This window comes from Paenibacillus woosongensis, assembly GCF_009725165.1.
Classification (GTDB): Bacteria; Bacillota; Bacilli; order Paenibacillales; family Paenibacillaceae; genus Fontibacillus; species Fontibacillus woosongensis.
In genome coordinates this window covers 71,500-92,231 of sequence record NZ_WNZW01000013.1, presented here as the reverse complement: position 1 = coordinate 92,231, position 20,732 = coordinate 71,500, and the positions used below count along the sequence as shown (strand labels likewise).

Below are 20,732 nucleotides of genomic sequence, written 5' to 3'. Positions count from 1 at the left end.
GGTGATGGGGATGGACAAAAAATGGCTGGCCGCCGCGACGGTCTTGATTGGCTTACTTACATATCTGTTTATCGGCTTCGCGCATCATTCCGGGAAAATGAGCAGCATTGTGAGGGAATTACAGGGGCATGAGGGGAATGGGACGCAGCGATATCATATCGTGCTCATCGAGCAGGAACGTTATCATCCTTATTGGGAAATGGTAGAGAAGGGGGCGCAGCAAGCGGCGGAGGAGTATGGGATCGATATCGAATTTGTCGGAGCGGTTCGCAACAACATGGACGAGCAGCTGAATTTGCTGGAAAAAGCGATTGCCGCCCGCGTGGATGCGATTATTGTGCAGGGTCTGAACGAGGAGAAGTTTACACCGCTAATTGATAAGGCGGTGGCGCGAGGCATTCCAGTCGTTACGATTGATACGGATGCGCCGGATAGCAACCGGCTGGCCTACGTAGGTACGGACAATTTGGCCGCAGGGGAGAGCTTGGGACGCTTGGTCGTTGAAAGAACCGGCGGATCCGGCAAAATCGGCGTCATTATCGGCAGCGAACTTGCCGAGAGCCAGCTGCAGCGCTTGGATGGACTGAAGCAGGTTGTGGAGCAGTACGGCGGGCTGGAGATTGTCGCTGTGCGCAGCTCTAACATTTCGCATATGGAGGCGATTCAACAGGCGTCAGAGATGCTGCGGGAGCATCCGGAAATCGGCATCATGGTTGGCACCAGCGCCACGGATGCGTTAGGGATGCTGCAAGCGGCCAAGAGCTTGAAGCGCGATGATCTGACGATTATCGGCTTTGACAATCAGAAGGAGACGCTGGCTGCGATTCGCAGCGGAGGGATTCAAGCGACGGTGGCTCAGCAGCCCTACTTGATGGGCGGGATGGCGGTAAAGCTGCTATATGACCATTTCCAGGGAAAGCAGCTGCTTCCCGCATATTATACCGAGGTTAAGGTGCTGGATCGCAGCAACGTGCAGGAGGGAGAGAGCTTATGACGATCCGCAAGAAGCTGTTTACTGTTATTCCGCTGCTGGTGCTTCTGCTGAGCTCTGTTTCTTATTTCCTATTCGAGAGCGGCAAGACGGTGCAGGAAAGCTATCATCTCATGATGAACCGAATTCTGTTATATAAAGAAGTTTCGTATGAGGTCGGGGAAAATATGCGGTCGATGAACCGCTACATTATGCAAATGGATGCGGAAAGCATGCCGGAGGTTATCAAGCATCTCAACAACGTAAAAATGCTGCGAGCAGAGCTGGACAGCCTGGCTACCATCGGTCCCAGCGATCTGCCGCTGGTCAATTACCGTAATATTATCGATACGTTTATCGAGCAGGCGGAAGGGATGATCGCTGGAATCGATGATCAGGATTCGGGCACAATGGCGGGGCAGTATATAGAAGCGGAGAGAACAGAGCGCTTCATTCGCGAGGAAGCCCAGGCGCTTGTCGACCTTGAACTGGAGCAGTACAAGCCGATCTATCAGGAGATGATGTTTACGTCGGAGCGGTTGAATACGCTGGGCATTTTGCTCGTAATCACCATGGGGGCGCTCAGTATTCTGCTCGCCCTTTGGCTGTCGAAGAGCATTACGGAGCCGATCCGCCGCCTTGTGGCTACCGCGAAGCAGATTTCGAAGGGACGGATGGATACGAAGGCGCCGGAAAGCGACAGCCATGATGAAATCAGCATTCTCTGCCGCGCCTTTAACGGTATGATCGATAACATACAGCGGCTGATGGCGGAAAATATGGACAGTTTGGAGAAAGACCGCCTGGTCAAGGAACTGGAGCTGAAAACGCTGCAAAGCCAAATTAATCCGCATTTTCTGTTCAATACACTGAACTCGATTTCCAAGCTCGCCTACATCGAAGGGGCCACTCGGACGAGCGATCTTGCTGTTTCCGTCTCGCGTCTGCTGCGATACAATTTACAGAAGCTGGATCAGGCGGTTCCGCTCCGTGAAGAGGTGGAGCATGTGACCGAATATATCAATATCCAGAAGGCGAGGTTCCGCGACCGGATCGAATTTGTAATGGACATTGACGAACGGGCGCTGGACTGCATGATCCCATGTCTGACGCTGCAGCCGATTCTTGAAAACGCATTCGTGCACGGTATCGAGCAGATGGAGGCGGGCGCGATGCTGAAACTCGGCATTAGTTATACGGAAGACAGCGTGGAAATCGAAATTCGCGACAACGGCATCGGAATGAGCGAAGAGACGGCGCAAATGCTGCTCCAGTCGATTCGCGAGGAAGCGCCGCGTTATGGCGGCAGAAAAGGACAATCTACCGGACTGGGTACGCATAATGTGTTCAAAAGATTGCATTTATTCTTCGACGGGCAGGAGCGGATTGAGATTGACAGCGCAGAGGGGGCGGGTACTGCCGTGCTCTTTGCCCTGCCGTTTCGTACGGCGGCTTAAATGATTGGATTTCTATATGGGGGGATAGCCATGTACACCTTGCTTATTGCGGATGATGAAGCTCTCGAACGCGAGGGGCTGGAGCTGATGATCCGGCATATGCTGCCGGATACCTTCACGTTTCTCCATGCGGAGAACGGCAGACGGGCCATTCAACTCGCGGAGGAGGCGCGGCCAGATTTTATCTTTATGGATATCAAAATGCCTGGGATTCAAGGGCTCGAGGCGGTGCGGGAAATACTGGGGAAGTATCCGGCGACAAGGATCGTGATGATTACGGCTCATGATTACTTCACCTATGCCAAGGAGAGCCTGGCATTGGGGGTACGGGACTACCTGCTCAAACCGGCCAAGCGGGAGGAGGTGCTCGAGGTGCTGAAGACGCTGATCGCGGAGACGGAAGAAGCGCGGCGGGAGAGGGATGAGCGGCTGGAAATGCAGGAGAAGCTGTCTCAGCTGCTGCCGCTGGCGGAGAATGAGCTGTCACTCATGCTGATGCTGGAATGCGTGCAGGAGATCGAGGTGGAGCAGCTGGCCCATTTATTGAATTTGCAGTGGCAGAAGGGGTATGCGATGGTGTTGTCTTTTGCCCGGCATGCCGCCAAAGATTGGGAAGGGTTCCAGCTCGTCAAAAAAGAAGTCTACGAAGCCGTCAAGCAGTTCGCCAAGCCCAATCTCTCCTGCCTTGTCAGTCCTGTGGTCGGGCATCAGATGGCGTTATTCATCCCTTTGCCTCCTGGTCAGCCGGGGTATTCCCAGCGCGTGAAATCACTCGAGTGGGGCGAACGGGTAAAGAACCTCATCGAGGAACGATTCCATCTCACCGTGTCCGTCGGCATTGGTTCATTCCGTGAAGGCTGGGACGGGATGAGCCGGTCGTACCGGGAAGCCGTCCGCGTATGCGCGGATGATCATGATCTCGTCAGTGTCCGGCATTATGATGATATTGCGCAAAGCTCGGGACAGAGGGTTATTACGCTTGACGAAGAGAAGAAGCTGCTGGATGCGCTGCTGCGGCAGGATAAACTGGAGGCGGCGAACCGGTTTGCCCTGTTCTGGGAACGGCTGGTGGAGAGCGAGCCTGCCCATTTGCCGCGTCTGCGGGGAGAGGTGATTGGATTGCTTCTATATTTAAGCCGGGGCACGCATGCTGGGGATGGGGCAGAATTAATCAGTTCGTTAAGCGCCATAGAGGACCGGGAAACATTAAGGCAGGGCGCGCAGCTGTGGCTGGATACGTTCATCGATGGCCTAAAGGAGGAAAAGGAACGCGGCCGTTCCCATGTGCTGCAGCGGGCGCTGCTCTATATCGGCCAGAAGTACAAAGAAGACATTTCGATGGAGCAGAGTGCTGAATACGTCAATCTAAGCCCGTATTATTTCAGCAAATTATTCAAGCAGCATACCGGTGAGAACTTCATTGATTATGTAACACGGCTGCGTATGGAAGAGGCCAAAAGACTGATCGGAGAACAGCGCCTCAGCTTGAAGGAGATTTGTTTTGAGGTAGGTTATAATGATCCGAACTATTTCAGCCGTGTCTTTAAGAAGACGACGGGAATGACACCTACTGAGTATCGTCAGCAGCTGGAGAAGCCAAGTCCTTGTTAACCGACAAGGACTTTTTTGTTGTATAGAACAAAATTGTGCTATGAAAGCGCTATCCATGAAAATGATTACATTAGGCCGCAATCCATTGAAGGTGGAGAGCAAACAAATGCAGGTAATTGCCCGCCCGCAGCTTCATATCCGGTGCTAAGATTTAAATGTAAGCGCAATCAAATATTTATACGATGAAAAGGGGCGAAGAAAGAGTGAGAAAATACGGTCATTTGTTACGGTTAAGCTTAGCTGCATTGTTGCTGGCATCTTCATTGGCAGGCTGCGGCGTGGTGTCGGACGGCAGCGCGAATACGAAGAACAACACAGGAACAGGAAATGCAGCCGCAGGCAAAGACGACGGCAAGATCGTCATTGGGCTGTCGATGGATACGCTGAAGGAGGAACGCTGGCAGAAGGACCGGGATATTTTCTCGGCCAAGGTGAAGGAGCTCGGCGGGGATGTGAAGGTGCTGGCTGCTAACGGCGATGATGCTACGCAGCTTAGCCAGGCAGAGCAGCTGATTTCGCAGGGCGTAGACGTCCTTGTCGTTATCGCGCACAATGCGGAAGCGACCGCGCCGATCGTGGAGAAGGCGCATAAAGAAGGCATCAAGGTTATCGCGTACGACCGCCTGATCAACAATGCGGAAGTGGACTATTATATTTCTTTTGACAACGTCCGGGTCGGGGAGCTTCAGGCCCAGGCGGTCATCGACCAAGCGCCGAAAGGGAACATCGTCTACATCGGCGGAGCTGATACGGATAACAACGCGCATATGTTCAAGACGGGGGCTATGAACATTTTGAAGCCGCTGGAAGAGAAAGGCGACATCAAAATCGTATATGACCAGTTCTCCAAAGACTGGAAGCCGGAAGAAGCCTTGAAGAACATGGAAAATGCGCTGACCGCCGTGAAGAACGACGTACAGGGCGTTGTAGCAGCGAATGACGGTACGGCAGGCGGAGCTATACAGGCCCTGACCGCTCAAGGCATGGCTGGCAAAATTCCGGTATCCGGACAGGATGCGGATTTGGCCGCAGTGCAGCGGATTGCGGAAGGCACGCAGCAGATGACCGTGTATAAGCCGATTAAATCGATCGCCACAAAAGCGGCCGAAATGGCCGTGGCAGCTGCAAAAGGTGAAGACATTGCCACGGACACGTCCGTTTACAACGGCAAATTCGATGTGCCGTCTGTATTGCTCGATCCGATTCCGGTTAGCAAGGATGAGCTCTCTATTCTCATCGAGGACGGCTTCCACAAGCTGGAGGATGTCTACAAGAACGTTCCTAAAGATCAATGGCCGCAGCAGTAAGCTTTAGCTAAGTGAATCCGGCAAGGGATAAGCGGGCAGTTGAAGTTCGAGCTGAAATTGCAAAAGGCTTCAGCTGTCCCCTCCCTTTACGATAACTCGGCGTTAGAAGGAGATAGAGCCTATGTACGTGTTAGAGATGGTGAACATCAGCAAAGAGTTTCCGGGCGTCAAGGCGCTGGATCAGGTGAACTTCAAGCTGCGGAAAGGCGAAATTCATGCCTTGTGCGGCGAGAACGGGGCGGGCAAGTCAACACTGATGAAGGTGCTGAGCGGTCTGTATCCGGCGGGAACCTATAGCGGGGATCTGCTCATCGGCGGGGAGAAGAAGGAGTTTCACAACATTGTAGATGCGGAGAAGGCGGGCATTACGATTATTCACCAGGAGCTGGCGCTCGTGAAGGATATGACGGTGGGCGAGAATATTTTTCTCGGGGCGGAGCCGCAAAGGCACGGGGTTATCCGCTGGGATGAGCTGTATCATAATGCTGCCCTCTGGTTGAAAAGAGTAGGGCTGAACATTTCGCCGAACACGAAAATCGGCAGCCTGGGCATCGGCCAGCAGCAGCTCGTAGAAATCGCCAAAGCGCTGTCCAAGCATGCGCAAATTCTGATCCTGGATGAACCGACGGCTGCATTGACAGAAAGCGAAGTCGCCATTTTGATGAATATTCTGAATCAGCTCCGCAGCGAAGGGGTTTCCTGCATTTATATCTCGCACAAAATGCCGGAGGTGTTCGAGTTGGCGGATTCGATCACGGTGCTGCGCGACGGGCAGACAGTAACGACGCTGGACCGCCATGAAACGAACGATGACCAGGTTGTGTCGCTTATGGTCGGCCGCGAGCTGACGGAGCGTTATCCAAGGGTGGAGCATACGCCTGGGGAGATTGTGCTTGAGGTTAAGAACTATAATGTATGGCATCCCGAGAAACGGGACCAAAAAGTGATTGAGGATGTAAATTTCACTTTACGCAAGGGAGAAATTTTAGGAATCGCCGGATTGATGGGGGCCGGGCGTACCGAACTGGTAAGCAGCTTATTTGGCGCCTATGAAGGGCGCGCTACAGGAGAAGTACTGATCGAAGGCAAGCCGGTGCGCATCCGGTCGGTGACCGATGCAATCGAGGCGGGTTTTGCTTTGGTTAGCGAGGACCGCAAGCGTCAGGGACTCGTAATGAATATGGACGTGAAGACGAATACGACGATGGCAACGATGAGCAAAGTGTCAAAGCTTGGAGTCATTAACGAGAATGAAGAAATTAGATGGGGCCTTCGGTATGTGCAGGATTTAAAGACGAAAACAGCTTCGCTCGAAACGGCCGTAGGTACGCTCTCTGGAGGGAATCAACAGAAGGTCGTCATCGGCAAATGGCTGATGTCCGATCCGAAAATCCTCATCATGGATGAGCCGACCCGGGGGATTGACGTTGGAGCGAAGTACGAAATATATCATTTAATGAATCAGCTTGTTGAGCAAGGCGTAGCCATTATTATGATTTCCTCGGAGCTTCCGGAGGTTCTGGGCATGAGCGACCGGATTCTGGTTATGAGCGAAGGGGAATTCGTACGCGAGTTCGATTGGCGTGAAGCGACGCAAGAAAATATTATGCAAGCCGCAACGGGAGGGAAATAACTATGCTACAAAATGAACTTCAAAAGCAGGAAGCTCCCGCAGCGAAAACGTCGCTCTGGGGCAGCCTATTCGGCAAAATGGACGTACGCGCTTATACGATGGTTGGAGCGCTCGTACTAATTTGGGTCCTGTTCGGAATATTGGATCCTACTTTTTTGACCGCACGCAATCTTTCTAACCTGTTTACACAAATGTCAGTCACATCGATTCTAGCTATCGGCATGGTGCTGGTCATTGTCGCGGGTCATATCGACCTGTCGGTCGGGTCAATTGTCGGCCTGACAGGGGGGATTGCCGCCATTTTGAGCAACTGGATGGGGCTTCCGCCTATCATCGTCATCGTCGGCACATTGGCAGCCGGGGCTGTGCTCGGGCTGGTGCAAGGCTGGCTCGTCGCCTATAAAATGATTCCTGCTTTTATCGTAACGCTCGGCGGGATGATGGTGTTCCGCGGCGTTCTGATGGGTGTTACGGAATCGATGACGATTCCGGTATCCGATCCGGTGCTGGCGATGCTGGGCAATGCATATTTTGCCAGAGGATTCGGGATTGTTATCGCAGCGATCGCTATTGGATTGTTCGTGTGGAGTGCCTTTAAAAAGCGCCGCTCCCGCCAGAAGTATGGCTTTGAGGTAGCCCCGCTTGGCGTGGATATTATTAAAGTAGCCGTAGTCTCTTTGATAATTGTCTCCTTTGTCCTGATCATGAACAACTACAAGGGCATTCCGTTCCCGATTATCTTTGTCATCGCGCTGGCCGTTATCTTCTATTTCTTGTCTACGAAGACGACGTTTGGACGCCATATTTACGCGATTGGCGGAAACAAGGAGGCGGCCCGCCTATCGGGGATTAATATCCACCGGAAGACGATGATGATTTTCCTGCTCAGCGGTTTGCTCAGCTCGATCGCCGCTATCGTCTTAACGTCCCGCCTAGCCTCAGCGACGATCACCGCGGGAACGATGGCCGAGATGGACGCGATTGCCGCTTGCGTTATCGGCGGCACCTCGCTGATGGGCGGCGCGGGGACTGTCATCGGCGCGCTGATCGGCGCCCTGGTTATGACCTCGCTGGACAACGGCATGTCGCTGATGGGACTTGAATCGTTCTGGCAGTATGTGGTCAAGGGTTCCATCCTCGTCTTCGCCGTCTGGCTGGACATTTCCAACCGCCGCAAGGGTGTTAAATAAGTAGATTTAAGCTAATTGAATATATTGTAGATCAAGACCTTAGGTCTCTCCTGTTAAGGAGAAATCTGGGGTCTTTTATCATCCATTTGATTTTCATATTACTTTTCATTAAATTATTTATATGTAAATTTTACTGAAAGGGTTGAAAAGATGGCAGAAACCAAGCCAAGCATCGGAAAGACAAACAGGAGAAAGGAGAATTTAAGCAAGCCAGTTGAACTTATTTCAAAGATCTTTTTTATTACCATAGGGGCGATCATCGCCGGAGTTGCGCTTGAGCTATTCCTTGTACCGAATGCAATTATTGATGGCGGAATTACCGGGATTTCGCTTATGCTGACGAACATTACGAATATTCCGTTAGGTATTTTCCTGTTCGTGATCAATCTGCCTTTTCTATTTATCGGCTATAGACAGGTCGGGAAGAAATTCGCATTTGCTTCGCTGTACGGTATCGCGGTACTTTCTTTAACGACGGGTTATTTACATCATGTGGAGGCTTTTACGAATGACAAATTGCTGGCCGTTCTATTTGGTGCGCTGTTACTCGGTCTGGGCGTCGGTCTGGTATTAAGGCTGGGGGGAACGACGGATGGTGCGGAAATCGTAGCTATCTTGATCTCGAAAAAAGTCAATGTTTCCGTAGGGCAGATCATTCTTATTATCAATATCGTTATTTTTATCGTGGCCGGCTTCCTGCTCGGTTGGGATTCGGCGATGTATTCGATTTTCACTTATTATATCGCCTCCAAGGTCATGGATATTATCGTGCAGGGTCTTGATGAATCCAAATCGGTAACGGTCATCACGAGGCAATATGAAGAAGTAGCGGAAGCTATTATGAATAGCCTCGGGAGAAGCACAACTTATCTGTACGCGAGAGGCGGAATCAGTAAAGAGGAAACTCAAGTGATTTACTGTGTAGTCAGCCGGCTTGAGTTGTCCATGCTGAAGACGGTCGTTCGTGAAATTGATCCCAAGGCCTTCATTGCAGTTGAAACAGTGTCTGATGTAACAGGCGGCAGCTTTGCGGATGAAAAAGCGCATTGATGCGTTAAGGGAGGGTGCAGCCATGCTTCCCTAAAGGAAGTGGGCATGGGGTATTCTGCGTTGACGCATCGCGGTCAATCAGCGGTCCTGGGGCTTATGCTCCGGGGCTTACTGCTGTTTACAGCAGCTATTCATCTCAGCTATGATCGGGATAACAGCAGCATCAGGCAGAACAAGCAGGGTTACGTATGGATAAATCGTTGAACGAAGGGGAGAGACTTCATGGGAATAAGGGAAATAGTGATGATGGGGTTAATGCTGTTAATCCTCATTTTGGCTGTCCTTGGCATAGCGGCTGCAATGGTTAAGAAGAAGCGGGCTGCGGAGCTTCAGAGCAATGTCATTTACTTGCCTAAGAAGCGTATCTCCAGTAAAAGCTCGGATATGACCACTACGCGCAACCAGAAATGCTCCCGGTGCAACCAAGCGAAGAAGCTGGTGTTTTATTCGAATGACTTCGGCCATGTTGCCGGTTTATGTAAAAATTGCAGGAAGGACATCGGGGATGAGCAGGAGCTATATCCGATATAATGCATGGATAGCAACATCATTAAAAAGAAAGAGCATACCCTCGCGGTAGCTCTTTCTTTGATTGCTAGTGCAGATCACGGAACAGGCCGATGACTTTGCCCAATATAGTCACATGGGTCAAACGAAGCGGCTCCATCGTCGAATTCTCAGGCTGAAGGCGAATATGATCCTTCTCCTTGTAGAATGTCTTGACCGTCGCCTCGTCATCCTCCGTCATTGCGACGACGATTTCTCCATTATTGGCTGTTTGCTGTTTCCGTACGATAACATAGTCTCCGCTATGGATTCCTGCCTCGATCATACTGTTGCCAACGACAGACAACATAAAGATTTCGCCTTCTCCGGCATAATGCTGCGGAAGCGGGAAATAATCCTCGATATTCTCGGTAGCCGTTATAGGAACACCGGCAGTGACTTTGCCGATGACAGGCACACGGGCCACGGAATGGGCAAACTGACCGATGCCTTCCGCATCGTCCTGCCCCAGCAACTCGATCGCTCTTGGCTTCGTTGGATCACGCCGGATAAAGCCTTTCTTCTCTAGCCGATCCAAATGACCGTGTACTGTGGAACTGGAAGCTAGTCCTACAGCTTCGCCGATTTCGCGCACGGAGGGCGGATAACCTTTCAATCTTACTTCAGAGCGAATAAATTCAAGAATAGCTTGCTGACGGCTAGAAACCTTCGACATAATCCATCAACCCCATTTAGTAACGTTTGGAAAAATTATAACATAGAACTTCCGTTCGTACAAACATAAGTTCTAAATAATGTATGGCAGAATTGGAATACGGCAAATACTATGAGGAAATATATCTAAATATACTTAAAGATCAGTGTCGAAAAAAAAGGGGAACAATTGTTCTAAAAAACTATTGAATCAAACAAATGTTCGTGTTATTATGGATTCAATTCATAAGAACATCTGTTTGGAGTGATAATATTATGTTGAGATACAGTACATATCAGAGCATTTATGATCGTAAGGCTGATTCGCGCAATGAAGGGGCGCTGCGGAAGGGTGCAGCCAGATTGAATGAAGCATTTGCTAACTCCATTTCGAATATATTTGCTAGAATGACTTTGTTTAAGTTGTTGGTGTTTATTCTGTTCGTAGTTATTGCCTGGGCTGGAATGGCGTCGGCGGTAGCCTCATCACCTGACCATGATGTTGCAGAATCAGAGTCCGTTGTGGTCAAGCGGGGCGACTCCCTGTGGAAGATTGCCGCAGCTCATAAGCCAGGCAACATGGATACGAGGGTATATGTTACGGCGATTCAGCGGGCAAATGGCTTGGCCGGAAGCAATATTCAGCCAGGGGATATCCTCGTCCTGCCAACGAAATGAGTTTAGGTTCAGCTATTCATAAATATCGATTCATGTTTTAAATATGCTTTAAGCCAAAGAAGGAGCCGCAAGTCTCATTTGCGGTTCCTTCTTTGTGTTAGTTACGTATTAATTGTAATGTCGGGCGCAGAGATGGTTGGCGGGGTCGTTAAATCAGACGCGGCTCCAGCAAAGCTGGCCACCTCCAGCGTTACGGGCGTTCCGATGAGGAGATCTGTAGTGGCAAGCACCAAGCTTGCCGTCGTAAGCGTAGATAAGGAGTTTTGCTGCAGAACTCCGTTGATATAGACGTTGAAATAGTCGTTAGCAGCTGTAATTGTCGGCAGATCCGTAATAGGAGCGTCCTCGTCGTCCGTAAAACTGGCTGCGAGAATCGTTGTTTCAGTGGCTCCAATCATGTCGGTAGTGATAGCAGCGAAGTAGCGGGTTGTAACGGGATTAATGGTCGTTGTAATTACTCCCCCGGAGGCAACCGGCGCGGAGGCGGTGGCTGTAAATACCGGTTTAATGACAGGCATATGTTCACCTCCTTTATTGTAGGAGTGAAGTTGGTTATCGAATGCAGAAGCTGCCTGCTATCGATCCAATATATAGAATGAAAGCTTGCAGAGGGGGGAAACGGCGATTAACGTCTGCATAAAAATATGGCATTAAACGTTATGCGGCGTGGATAGAAGTCTATTCCTCTATATTTACAGAGACATATGATATACAATTACTCAAACGCGGAAGGTGTTCATCATGTCTACAACTGCGGCCAAGCATAAAAGGAATGGTAAAGCGACAATAGAAATACTGGAATGAAAGAGTTGATTAGACAAGGCTGCAATAAAAGAAGAAAAATTTTAGTAAGAAAGAAGAAAAAATGCCGTAAGCGTTCCATACGGAGAAATCAGCGATTATGTCCAAGGCAGAGTGGAAGAAGGATCATCCAATGGATCATCGGGCAGGAGCCGCAAGTAGAACGGGGGGCATCCTGCTCGCCGAGTGGGCCGATGAGTGGGAATGGCGCGCCAGGTCTTCCGGGTAAAGAGGGGGCCACGGGAGTGCCTGGTCCGCAGGGAGAGTCGGGACTGCGAGGTTCACCGGGCGCCATTGGGCCAGCGGGATTTCCGGGCGCTCAAGGCGACCGAGGCATATCAGGCCTCCAAGGCCCACAAGGCCCTCAAGGCCCACCAGGGTCACAAGGTTCTGAAGGTCCGCAAGGCCTACAAGGTACTCCAGGCGAAGTTCCTGGAATAACGATCCTGCCAAGCGACTTTCGTTATTTTTATTTTCCTCCCGAGGAATTGACAGGTACTGTCCGCATTCCGGCCGCCTGGTTTACAGATGATAACGGCAGCTTGGCTTCAGAGTTCCAAGGGATGGGGATGAACGGATATTCAAATTTATACATTAATGGAGTCATGCAGGAGCGCAGCTTGTACCGTTTGACTACGGCGGATTTAACACTTATTCTTGAAGGAGATACTATATTGGCCGGGGCGCCGATTATCGTGGAGAACATCTCGTTTGCAGCTCTGATTCAATAGCTGAGTTCTTCAAAGTCCGGTATCTTGACAACCTTTATCAGTCATGTCAATGTTAAAGGGAATTCATGAATTTATGTGCAGGAGGAAACTATGGATATAGATGCAATGGTACGGCGTATTAATGAATTGGCGCGCAAGAATAAGGCTGAAGGACTAACCGAAGATGAAATGCTGGAACGCGCTCAGCTCCGGGAGACGTACCTTCAGAACATAAGAAGAAATTTCCGTCAGCAGCTGGAATCAATCGAAGTGGTGGATAAATAAGGCCGGCCTATAGGTCCGGCTTTTACATATGAGTAGGGAGGTTCAAATGTATGGAATACGCATATCTTGGCAAAAGCGGTTTGGCTGTATCACGGTTATGTTTGGGAAGCATGACCTTCGGCGGCCAGACCGATGAAGCGGAATCGGCTCGGATGATCGCCACCTTTCTTGATCAGGGCGGCAATTTCATCGATACGGCCGATGTGTATACGGAAGGGCGCTCCGAGGAAATCGTCGGCAAGTACATTAAAGATCGCCGTTCAGAGGTCATCCTCGCCACCAAGGTACGGATGCGCACATCGCCGGACGTCAACGGGTTCGGTGCGTCGCGCAAACGGATCATGGACGGGGTGGATGCCAGTCTGAGAAGACTGGGCACGGATTACATCGATCTCTATCAAATTCATGTCTGGGATGCGGATACGCCAGTTGAGGAGACGCTGAGAGCTCTGGATGATCTGGTGACCTCCGGCAAAGTTCGTTACATAGGCTGTTCGAATTATTTATCATGGCAATTAATGAAAAGCCTGGGCATTAGCGATTTCAGAGGGTACTCCCGCTATATTTCTTTACAGCAGCAGTACAGCCTGGTGAACAGAGAAGCGGACCGTGAGCTGGTCTCCTTATGCGCCGAAGAGAAGGTCGGCATCATTCCGTGGGCACCGCTTGGCGGCGGATTCTTGACCGGTAAATACCGCCAGGGCGAAACGCCGAGCGAAGGCCGCCTGGGAACCGCCAAAACAGGGGAAAGCAGCTGGCAGTACCGCGCAGAGGATAAGAACTTCGCGATTCTAGATGCCGTATTGGCTGTGGCGGAAGAAACGGGCAAAACCCCAGCGCAGGTCTCCCTGAATTGGCTGCTGGAGCAGCCTTGTATCACGTCTCCTATTTTCGGCGCAAGCACTTTCGCACAATTCGAGGAAAATATGGGCTCGGTTGGCTGGAGGCTGCCGCTGGAGCTGCGTCATCGCCTGGATGAAGCAAGCGCGTTGCCTGATGAATATCCAACCCGGTTCCTGAACAAATTTAGTAGAAATATTTAAATCATCTAGGAGGAAAATGGATGGCTTCATTTGACAGAAAAGTAGAACGCAATCAGATGAAATTAAACAAGAAAGGGAAGAACCCGCAGGGCAATAAGGCCGTGCGATCCGGCACAGGCAGCAGGATGGGCGCGCGGGGAGACGGGGATATTTTTAAAGGCAGAAAAATCATCCTTCCGTTACTGCTCATTTTGCTGGCTGGCTTGTATGCTGGCGTTGCGCTGGCAGGCGGCAGTGCTGAGGTAAGCACAACGATGTTCTGGCTAACGATCGTCCTTTACGTCATTTTGGCCATAGCATTGTTCCTCAACAAGCCTTATTTGCGGATCAACAAAAATTATTTGTTCACGGCCAAGTTTAATCGGGATCGGATGCTGGAAGCGGGACAAATTAGCAAAATCACAGCGACTCCACATAAAATTACTATTACGCCGAAAGCGGGCGGACAGAACTGGGTGTTCTACCGTAAACGAAATATGTTCAATACGCCAGCAATGGCAGAACGGCTAGAGACTTTTGCGAAAACGCATAAAGTGGATTTCGTTAAAGAATAAACAATTTATCGGGAGAAGAGAGGATAAGAGAGCGAATGACAATCAAAGCAGTTTGTTTCGATTTAGATGATACCTTGCTATGGGACGAGCGCAGCGTAAGTGAGGCTTTTTCGGAAACCTGTTTGCAGGCTCAAAGAGCGGCTGGCACCGATCCGGCGAAGCTGGAGGAGGCCGTACGCAAAGAGGCTAGAGCCCTGTATGAATCGTATGAGACTTTTCCGTTTACCAAAATGATTGGGATCAATCCGTTTGAGGGGCTATGGGCTCATTTCTCGGCGGGAGAGCAGCCTGAATTCCGCAAGCTGGAGCAGCTGGCTCCTGTGTATCGTAAGGAATCCTGGCGCCGCGGCTTGCTTGCTTTAGGCGTAGACAACGAGGAGCTAGCTGCGGAGCTTGCCGAGCAGTTCGGCAAGGAAAGACGTTCCCGTCCGCATGTGTACGAGGAGACGTTCCAGGTCTTGAAGGAGCTGAAAGGCAAAGTCAAGCTGCTTCTATTGACCAATGGCTGTCCGGCACTGCAGCAGGAGAAGCTGGATGGGGTTCCGGAGCTTGCGCCATTTTTTGACGAAATTATTATTTCCGGTGCATTCGGCAAGGGAAAACCGGATTCTACCATATTCCGGCATGCCCTGGAGCGGCTAGGAGTTGAAGCGAACGAGGCCATCATGGTCGGGGACAAGCTGACTACAGACATTATTGGTTCGCTTGGCGTAGGCATGACTGCAGTATGGATTAACCGTGTAGGCCATACGCGTGACGAACAAATCGTTCCGACTTATGAGATTAAGCACTTATCCGAGCTTCATGATATTATTGCTGCGAATTAGTCATTTTTAAATAATAAGCAAAAGCTGCTTCCGGTGTCCCATAGGGTATCGAAAGCAGCTTTTTTTGCACTCATGAGAATTGGGCTTATGCCTTTTTGAATGTAGGATCATCATAAGGGTGAGCGATCCAGCCATTCTCTTCGACGAAGAGGCGGACAGCCACGACCTTGCGTTCGTCTGTTAAGGTGAAGAAATGGGCTGTATTCTCCGGTACGGAGATAAGATCTCCAGGCACGAGGTTCACGTCGAAATAACCTGTATCTTCATCGCCTTTAATGATAAATGTTCCTGCGCCGGCAACAATGACGCGAATTTCATCTTCTGTGTGCGTGTGAACCTGCTCGAATTTGGCGAGCAGTTCCTCAATGTTCGGTGTCGCTTCGCTGAGTGTGATGACATCCCATGTCCGGTAACCGCGGCGTGCGACCAGGTCTTGAATTTCTGCATCAAAGGTGTTCAGAATTTCGCTTTTTTGTTCGTCAGACAAGTTGAAATTGTTTTGGAGCCCGTCAGGCAGCTTGCTCACATCCCAGTGCTCATAAATTACTTCATATTGATTTAGGAATTCCCGAACATTATTGTCTCCGGAAATAATTTCGTTCGTGTTTCTTATTCTGATTTCCGCCATAGGATTACCCCGCTTTCTTATGGATATGATTGAATTATATCCGATACGTCCCCGGGTTGTCGACACTTAAATTCAGTTGGGTCCGAGCTGCTTGAACTTAGTCCGTAAAAGGGTTTGCAGACTCAAGTAAATTGGTTAGCACCTTTTCTTTAGCGCTTTGTTCTGTTAAACTAAATGTTAATGTTTTGTGGGGGGGATTTAGATCATGAGTAAGCCTAGCATGGAGTCCAGAATGAAAGAACGAATATTGATCCTCGACGGTGCCATGGGTACGATGATTCAGCAGGAGGATTTATCGCCGGCCGATTTCGGAGGCGAAGAGCTGGACGGCTGTAATGAAATGCTCGTGCTCACCCGTCCTGACGTGATCCAGGGGATTCACGAGAAGTACTTGGAAGCCGGAGCAGATTTAATATCGACGAATACGTTCGGTGCGACGTCCGTCGTACTAGCCGAATATGATATACAAGACAAAGCCCGCGAAATCAATCTGGCGGCTGCGCGTCTGGCGATCGCCGCTGCTGAGAAATACAGCACGCCTGAACATCCGAGATACGTGGTGGGAGCGCTCGGTCCGACGACGAAGACGTTATCGGTTACTGGTGGAGTTACCTTTGACGAATTGATCGCCAGCTATGAAGAGCAGGCGCTCGCGCTGGTTGAGGCGGGAGTGGATGCCCTGCTGCTGGAGACGTCGCAGGATACGCTGAACGTCAAGGCGGGCAGCATCGGTATTTCCCGCGCCTACGAAGCTGCGGGCAAGAAGCTGCCGCTTATGATTTCAGGTACGATCGAGCCGATGGGCACGACGCTGGCCGGACAGAACATTGAGGCGTTCTACGTTTCGCTGGAGCATTTGAAGCCGATTTCCTTTGGTCTTAACTGCGCTACAGGGCCGGAATTCATGCGGGATCACATCCGAACTTTATCCGATATGTCGAGTGTTGGGGTGAGCTGCTATCCGAACGCAGGGCTGCCGGATGAGAACGGTAAATACCATGAATCGCCGGAATCGCTGGCGATGAAGATGGGCGCCTTCGCGGAGCAGGGTTGGCTGAATATTGCCGGAGGCTGCTGTGGAACGACGCCGGATCATATCGCTGCGCTTGTGAAGACGATGAGCCAGTATGCTCCAAGGGAAATGAACGGCAAGCATCCCGCAGCCGTGTCCGGAGTAGAGGCTGTATATCTTGAGGAAGACAACCGGCCGATTATGATCGGCGAACGGACGAATATTTCCGGATCCCGGAAGTTCAAGCGACTGATCAAGGAAGAGAAGTTCGATGAGGCTTCGGAAATTGCCCGTTCTCAGGTGAAGGGCGGCGCAATGGTTATCGATATTAACCTGCAGGATACGGATATCGATGAGGCCTATGCTGTTAAGAATTTTTATCCGATGGTCACGAAGAAAATCAAAGCACCGATCATGATCGATTCTACCTATGATCATATTATTGAACTGGCGCTTAAATATTCCCAAGGTAAAGCGATAATTAACTCTATTAACCTTGAAGACGGCGAGACGAAATTCCAGCAGATTGTTCCGCTTATTCACCGTTATGGCGCGGCTGTCGTCTGTATTCTCATTGACGAGCGTGGACAGGCCGTATCCCGTGAAGCGAAGATGGAGGTTGCTTCGCGCGCCTACGATTTGCTTGTGAATAAATACGGAATGCAGCCGGAGGATATTATTTTTGACCCGAATATGTTCCCGGTAGGCTCGGGAGATCCTCAATACATCGGCTCTGCTGTGGAGACGATTGAAGGCATTCGAATGATCAAGGAGAAATTTCCGAGAGCGAAAACGATTCTTGGTCTGAGCAACATTTCCTTTGGATTGCCAGACGCCGGCCGCGAGGTGCTCAACTCCGTTTACCTGTACCACTGTACGAAAGCCGGTCTCGATTATGCGATCGTCAATACGGAGAAGCTGGAGCGTTATGCTTCGATTTCCGAGGAAGACCGGAAACTGGCGGAGGAGCTCATTTTCAACACGAGCGACGAGACGCTAGCAGCCTTTGTGGCTGCATTCCGGGACAAGAAGGTTGAGAAAAAAGCCAAAGCCGACAATTTGACGCTGGAAGAGCGGCTTGCCAATTACGTCGTGGAAGGCAGCAAGGAAGGGTTGATCCCTGATCTGGAGGAAGCTCTGAAGAAATACAGCCCGCTGGAGGTTATCAACGGACCGCTGATGGCGGGGATGGAAGAGGTTGGCCGTCTGTTCAACAACAACGAGCTGATCGTTGCGGAGGTGCTGCAAAGCGCTGAGGTGATGAAGGCCTCGGTCGCTTTCCTGGAACCGTTTATGGAGAAGAACGAATCCTCGGTGAAGGGTAAAATCCTGCTTGCTACCGTAAAGGGAGACGTTCATGATATCGGTAAGAATCTGGTTGAGATCATTTTGTCCAACAATGGTTACCAAATCATTAATTTGGGTATAAAAGTACCACCGGAGCGTATTATTGAAGCTTATCGTGAAGAGAAGCCGGATGCGATCGGCCTTTCCGGATTGCTTGTGAAGTCCGCTCAGCAAATGGTATTAACTGCTCAGGACCTGCGCAACGCAGGGATCGAGGTGCCGATTCTAGTTGGTGGTGCCGCATTGACCCGGAAATTCACGAAGACGCGGATTCGCCCGGAGTATGACGGCATGGTCATTTACGCCAAGGACGCGATGGATGGCCTCGACTTAGCCAACAAACTTATGGATCCGGTCAAAAGAGAAGAAATGCGCCTGGAAATGGAGGCCGAGAAGGAAGCTGAGGGCAGCGTTGCCGTTGCGGTCAAGGAACTGCCGCAGCTGACGCGTGTTCAAAGATCCAACATCTCGACCGATGTCCCGGTTTTCACACCGCCGGATCTGGAACGCCATATCCTGCGCAATTATCCGATAAGCCATATCATTCCTTATATCAATATGCAAATGCTGCTGGGACATCATTTGGGATTACGCGGCTCCGTCGAGCAGCTGCTAGCTAAAGAAGATTCCAAAGCGGTTCAGCTGAAGGAAACCGTCGATCAAATTCTGTACGAAGCAGTCACCGACGGGATCATCCAGGCTCAGGCGATGTATCAATTCTTCCCAGCGCAATCGTCCGGAAACGAAATCATCATCTATGATCCGCAGGATCATACGAAGGTGCTGCAGAGATTTGACTTCCCGCGTCAGCGCGTTGAGCCGTACCTCTGTCTGTCTGATTTTCTGAAATCCGTCGACAGCGGCATCATGGATTATGTGGGCTTCCTCGTCGTTAGCGCCGGGCAAGGCATTCGCGACCGTTCCGAGAAGCTGAAGGAGCAGGGGGATTACCTCCGCTCTCATGCGCTGCAGTCCGTTGCTCTGGAGGTAGCCGAAGGGCTTGCTGAACGGGTTCATCATATGATGCGCGACACGTGGGGCTTCCCTGATCCGCAGGATATGACGATGAAGCAGCGTCTCGGTGCACGTTACCAGGGTATCCGGGTATCGTTCGGTTATCCGGCTTGCCCTGACCTCGAATATCAAGGTCCTTTATTCCAGCTGATGAAGCCGGAGGATATCGGAGTAGAGCTGACGGAAGGTTTCATGATGGAGCCGGAAGCATCGGTATCTGCCATGGTATTTGCACATCCGCAGGCCCAGTATTTCAACGTCGACAAAGCCTAGTAATACTTCGCAAAACCCTCCGTACCCCGGAGGGTTTTGACCATAGAATTGGCAACTACACCTACAGCTCAAAGGAGAGAGAAGAATGGAGCTTTACTTTTTGGGAACTAATGCAGGCGTTCCATCTTTGGAGCGTAACGTGACATCGGTCGCCCTTCGCATGCTTGAAGAGCGCCGGTCCTTCTGGCTGTTTGATTGCGGAGAAGGAACGCAGCATCAAATTCTTCGTTCTCCTCTCAAACTCAGCAAACTGGAGAAGATCTTCATCACACATCTGCATGGGGACCATTTATTTGGTCTGCCGGGGCTGATCTCCAGCCGCGCTTATCAGGGCGGTGAGGATCCTTTGACGATTTACGGACCGCGAGGGCTAAGGCAATATATTCATACCAGCCTGGAGCTGAGCGAGTCGCACATCAGCTACAGCCTCGATATTGTCGAGCATGACGGAGGAGTTCTGTTCGAGGATGATTCGTTCAGGGTAGAAGCCTCATTGCTGGAGCACCGGGTAGCCAGCTACGGTTATCGCATTATGGAGAAGGATTTGCCCGGCAAGCTCGACACTGCCACAATGGAGAGCTACGGCATCCGTCCAGGACCGCTTTATGGCAAATTAAAGCGCGGCGAGAGCGTTGAAGCTCCAGACGGGCGGATCCTCCACGCCTCCGAAGTACAGGGCAAACCGAAGAAAGGAAGAATCATCACAATTCTAGGAGACACCCGTCCATGCGGAGCCATACTGCCTCTAGCACGAGATGCGGATGTCCTGGTTCACGAGTCGACGTTTCTTCATGAGATGAAGGATACGGCGCATACTTATTTTCACAGCACGGCCCGCCAGGCCGCGGAAGCGGCCCGTGAAGCGGGCGCCAAGCGCTTGTTCCTGACGCACCTGAGCTCGCGTTATAAATACGAGGATCAAATCATGCAGCTTGAACGCGAGGCGCAGGAAATATTCCCGGAAGCCGTAATCGCTAGAGAGCACGTATTGTATGGGATAGAACGGACATCAGGCTCATAAATATTTTCCGGGAAAGCGCAGGAAATGACAGGCCGCTTCAAAGTTTGCTAAGGACACGGCGAGGGCAGGCCCCCGCTTCGATCCCTTTCGACTTGATGCGGTTCTAATTTACGGAATGAGC

The 20,732-nt window shown here is 50.9% G+C and carries 21 protein-coding genes; 18 read left to right on the top strand and 3 right to left on the bottom strand.

Translation table 11 applies throughout. The annotated features are described in order from the left end of the window. Positions 1–10: 10 nt before the first annotated feature. The 9 genes from GNP95_RS21795 (at position 11) to GNP95_RS21755 (ending at position 9,749) form a co-directional block, all read left to right on the top strand. Complete coding sequence (locus tag GNP95_RS21795; protein WP_155612941.1) at positions 11–994, top strand: sugar-binding protein; 984 nt, start codon at positions 11–13, stop codon at positions 992–994. Beyond that, a complete protein-coding gene (locus tag GNP95_RS21790; RefSeq protein WP_155612940.1) occupies positions 991–2,427 on the top strand; it encodes a sensor histidine kinase in 1,437 nt (478 codons plus the stop codon). The genes GNP95_RS21795 and GNP95_RS21790 overlap by 4 nt, the downstream gene beginning before the upstream one ends. A gap of 30 nt (positions 2,428–2,457) precedes the next feature. After that, positions 2,458–4,038 carry a helix-turn-helix domain-containing protein gene (locus tag GNP95_RS21785; RefSeq protein WP_155612939.1) on the top strand — a complete coding sequence of 527 codons (1,581 nt, stop codon included), beginning with the start codon at positions 2,458–2,460 and terminating at the stop codon, positions 4,036–4,038. A gap of 182 nt (positions 4,039–4,220) precedes the next feature. Beyond that, positions 4,221–5,345 carry a D-xylose ABC transporter substrate-binding protein gene (gene xylF, locus GNP95_RS21780; RefSeq protein WP_413773771.1) on the top strand — a complete coding sequence of 375 codons (1,125 nt, stop codon included), beginning with the start codon at positions 4,221–4,223 and terminating at the stop codon, positions 5,343–5,345. A gap of 121 nt (positions 5,346–5,466) precedes the next feature. Next, positions 5,467–6,978, top strand: coding sequence for a xylose ABC transporter ATP-binding protein (locus tag GNP95_RS21775; RefSeq protein WP_155612937.1), 1,512 nt, complete (start codon positions 5,467–5,469; stop codon positions 6,976–6,978). 2 nt (positions 6,979–6,980) lie between these two features. Then, the gene (locus GNP95_RS21770) at positions 6,981–8,168 is read left to right on the top strand and encodes a sugar ABC transporter permease (RefSeq protein ID WP_155612936.1); all 1,188 of its coding nucleotides are present in this window, start codon (positions 6,981–6,983) and stop codon (positions 8,166–8,168) included. A 150-nt stretch (positions 8,169–8,318) separates the two neighbouring features. After that, on the top strand, positions 8,319–9,218 hold the full coding sequence (locus GNP95_RS21765) for a YitT family protein (RefSeq protein ID WP_155612935.1): 900 nt from the start codon (positions 8,319–8,321) through the stop codon (positions 9,216–9,218). 45 nt (positions 9,219–9,263) lie between these two features. Further along, positions 9,264–9,422 (top strand): hypothetical protein, encoded by a 159-nt coding sequence (locus GNP95_RS21760; RefSeq protein WP_155612934.1) that lies wholly within the window; start codon positions 9,264–9,266, stop codon positions 9,420–9,422. An 18-nt stretch (positions 9,423–9,440) separates the two neighbouring features. Further along, a complete protein-coding gene (locus GNP95_RS21755) occupies positions 9,441–9,749 on the top strand; it encodes a hypothetical protein (protein WP_155612933.1) in 309 nt (102 codons plus the stop codon). Positions 9,750–9,813: 64 nt separating this feature from the next. Here GNP95_RS21755 and lexA read toward each other — a convergent pair whose 3' ends face one another. After that, positions 9,814–10,440, bottom strand: coding sequence for a transcriptional repressor LexA (gene lexA, locus GNP95_RS21750; protein WP_155612932.1), 627 nt, complete (start codon positions 10,438–10,440; stop codon positions 9,814–9,816). A 254-nt stretch (positions 10,441–10,694) separates the two neighbouring features. On the opposite strand from lexA, the gene GNP95_RS21745 reads away from it, so the two are divergent. Next, positions 10,695–11,096: a LysM peptidoglycan-binding domain-containing protein gene (locus tag GNP95_RS21745; RefSeq protein ID WP_196427281.1), complete on the top strand. Its 402-nt coding sequence runs from the start codon at positions 10,695–10,697 to the stop codon at positions 11,094–11,096. Between the two features lie 101 nt (positions 11,097–11,197). Here GNP95_RS21745 and GNP95_RS21740 read toward each other — a convergent pair whose 3' ends face one another. After that, on the bottom strand, positions 11,198–11,614 hold the full coding sequence (locus GNP95_RS21740; protein WP_155612930.1) for a DUF4183 domain-containing protein: 417 nt from the start codon (positions 11,612–11,614) through the stop codon (positions 11,198–11,200). A gap of 383 nt (positions 11,615–11,997) precedes the next feature. Between GNP95_RS21740 and GNP95_RS26460 the strand changes: the two genes are divergently transcribed. The 6 genes from GNP95_RS26460 (at position 11,998) to GNP95_RS21715 (ending at position 15,316) form a co-directional block, all read left to right on the top strand. Beyond that, the gene (locus tag GNP95_RS26460; protein ID WP_269059011.1) at positions 11,998–12,126 is read left to right on the top strand and encodes a hypothetical protein; all 129 of its coding nucleotides are present in this window, start codon (positions 11,998–12,000) and stop codon (positions 12,124–12,126) included. Then, complete coding sequence (locus GNP95_RS21735; RefSeq protein ID WP_196427280.1) at positions 12,092–12,628, top strand: DUF4183 domain-containing protein; 537 nt, start codon at positions 12,092–12,094, stop codon at positions 12,626–12,628. Before GNP95_RS26460 ends, GNP95_RS21735 begins: the two co-directional genes overlap by 35 nt. A gap of 90 nt (positions 12,629–12,718) precedes the next feature. Beyond that, positions 12,719–12,892 (top strand): DUF896 domain-containing protein, encoded by a 174-nt coding sequence (locus GNP95_RS21730; RefSeq protein WP_074048641.1) that lies wholly within the window; start codon positions 12,719–12,721, stop codon positions 12,890–12,892. 50 nt (positions 12,893–12,942) lie between these two features. Next, positions 12,943–13,935, top strand: a complete 993-nt coding sequence (locus GNP95_RS21725) for an aldo/keto reductase (RefSeq protein ID WP_155612928.1) — start codon at positions 12,943–12,945, stop codon at positions 13,933–13,935. A 20-nt stretch (positions 13,936–13,955) separates the two neighbouring features. Further along, positions 13,956–14,489, top strand: a complete 534-nt coding sequence (locus GNP95_RS21720) for a hypothetical protein (RefSeq protein WP_155612927.1) — start codon at positions 13,956–13,958, stop codon at positions 14,487–14,489. A gap of 35 nt (positions 14,490–14,524) precedes the next feature. Further along, positions 14,525–15,316 (top strand): HAD family hydrolase, encoded by a 792-nt coding sequence (locus GNP95_RS21715; protein ID WP_155612926.1) that lies wholly within the window; start codon positions 14,525–14,527, stop codon positions 15,314–15,316. 85 nt (positions 15,317–15,401) lie between these two features. Here the strand turns inward: GNP95_RS21715 and GNP95_RS21710 are convergent, their stop codons facing one another. Continuing rightward, positions 15,402–15,944 (bottom strand): cupin domain-containing protein, encoded by a 543-nt coding sequence (locus GNP95_RS21710; protein ID WP_155612925.1) that lies wholly within the window; start codon positions 15,942–15,944, stop codon positions 15,402–15,404. A 205-nt stretch (positions 15,945–16,149) separates the two neighbouring features. Here GNP95_RS21710 and metH point away from each other — a divergent pair, with 205 nt between their 5' ends. Both metH and rnz read left to right on the top strand, forming a co-directional pair. Further along, positions 16,150–19,590: a methionine synthase gene (gene metH / locus GNP95_RS21705; protein WP_155612924.1), complete on the top strand. Its 3,441-nt coding sequence runs from the start codon at positions 16,150–16,152 to the stop codon at positions 19,588–19,590. 85 nt (positions 19,591–19,675) lie between these two features. Next, positions 19,676–20,611, top strand: coding sequence for a ribonuclease Z (gene rnz / locus GNP95_RS21700; protein ID WP_155612923.1), 936 nt, complete (start codon positions 19,676–19,678; stop codon positions 20,609–20,611). Positions 20,612–20,732 lie beyond the last annotated feature (121 nt).

Excerpts from the sequence above, each read along its gene's own strand:
- GNP95_RS21795 (WP_155612941.1), top strand. The coding sequence starts at position 11 with ATGGACAAAAAATGGCTGGCCGCCGCGACGGTCTTGATTGGCTTACTT.
- GNP95_RS21790 (WP_155612940.1), top strand. The coding sequence starts at position 991 with ATGACGATCCGCAAGAAGCTGTTTACTGTTATTCCGCTGCTGGTGCTT.
- GNP95_RS21785 (WP_155612939.1), top strand. The coding sequence starts at position 2,458 with ATGTACACCTTGCTTATTGCGGATGATGAAGCTCTCGAACGCGAGGGG.
- xylF (WP_413773771.1), top strand. The coding sequence starts at position 4,221 with ATGAAAAGGGGCGAAGAAAGAGTGAGAAAATACGGTCATTTGTTACGG.
- GNP95_RS21775 (WP_155612937.1), top strand. The coding sequence starts at position 5,467 with ATGTACGTGTTAGAGATGGTGAACATCAGCAAAGAGTTTCCGGGCGTC.
- GNP95_RS21770 (WP_155612936.1), top strand. The coding sequence starts at position 6,981 with ATGCTACAAAATGAACTTCAAAAGCAGGAAGCTCCCGCAGCGAAAACG.
- GNP95_RS21765 (WP_155612935.1), top strand. The coding sequence starts at position 8,319 with ATGGCAGAAACCAAGCCAAGCATCGGAAAGACAAACAGGAGAAAGGAG.
- GNP95_RS21760 (WP_155612934.1), top strand. The coding sequence starts at position 9,264 with ATGGGGTATTCTGCGTTGACGCATCGCGGTCAATCAGCGGTCCTGGGG.
- GNP95_RS21755 (WP_155612933.1), top strand. The coding sequence starts at position 9,441 with ATGGGAATAAGGGAAATAGTGATGATGGGGTTAATGCTGTTAATCCTC.
- lexA (WP_155612932.1), bottom strand. The coding sequence starts at position 10,440 with ATGTCGAAGGTTTCTAGCCGTCAGCAAGCTATTCTTGAATTTATTCGC.
- GNP95_RS21745 (WP_196427281.1), top strand. The coding sequence starts at position 10,695 with ATGTTGAGATACAGTACATATCAGAGCATTTATGATCGTAAGGCTGAT.
- GNP95_RS21740 (WP_155612930.1), bottom strand. The coding sequence starts at position 11,614 with ATGCCTGTCATTAAACCGGTATTTACAGCCACCGCCTCCGCGCCGGTT.
- GNP95_RS26460 (WP_269059011.1), top strand. The coding sequence starts at position 11,998 with ATGTCCAAGGCAGAGTGGAAGAAGGATCATCCAATGGATCATCGGGCA.
- GNP95_RS21735 (WP_196427280.1), top strand. The coding sequence starts at position 12,092 with ATGAGTGGGAATGGCGCGCCAGGTCTTCCGGGTAAAGAGGGGGCCACG.
- GNP95_RS21730 (WP_074048641.1), top strand. The coding sequence starts at position 12,719 with ATGGATATAGATGCAATGGTACGGCGTATTAATGAATTGGCGCGCAAG.
- GNP95_RS21725 (WP_155612928.1), top strand. The coding sequence starts at position 12,943 with ATGGAATACGCATATCTTGGCAAAAGCGGTTTGGCTGTATCACGGTTA.
- GNP95_RS21720 (WP_155612927.1), top strand. The coding sequence starts at position 13,956 with ATGGCTTCATTTGACAGAAAAGTAGAACGCAATCAGATGAAATTAAAC.
- GNP95_RS21715 (WP_155612926.1), top strand. The coding sequence starts at position 14,525 with ATGACAATCAAAGCAGTTTGTTTCGATTTAGATGATACCTTGCTATGG.
- GNP95_RS21710 (WP_155612925.1), bottom strand. The coding sequence starts at position 15,944 with ATGGCGGAAATCAGAATAAGAAACACGAACGAAATTATTTCCGGAGAC.
- metH (WP_155612924.1), top strand. The coding sequence starts at position 16,150 with ATGAGTAAGCCTAGCATGGAGTCCAGAATGAAAGAACGAATATTGATC.
- rnz (WP_155612923.1), top strand. The coding sequence starts at position 19,676 with ATGGAGCTTTACTTTTTGGGAACTAATGCAGGCGTTCCATCTTTGGAG.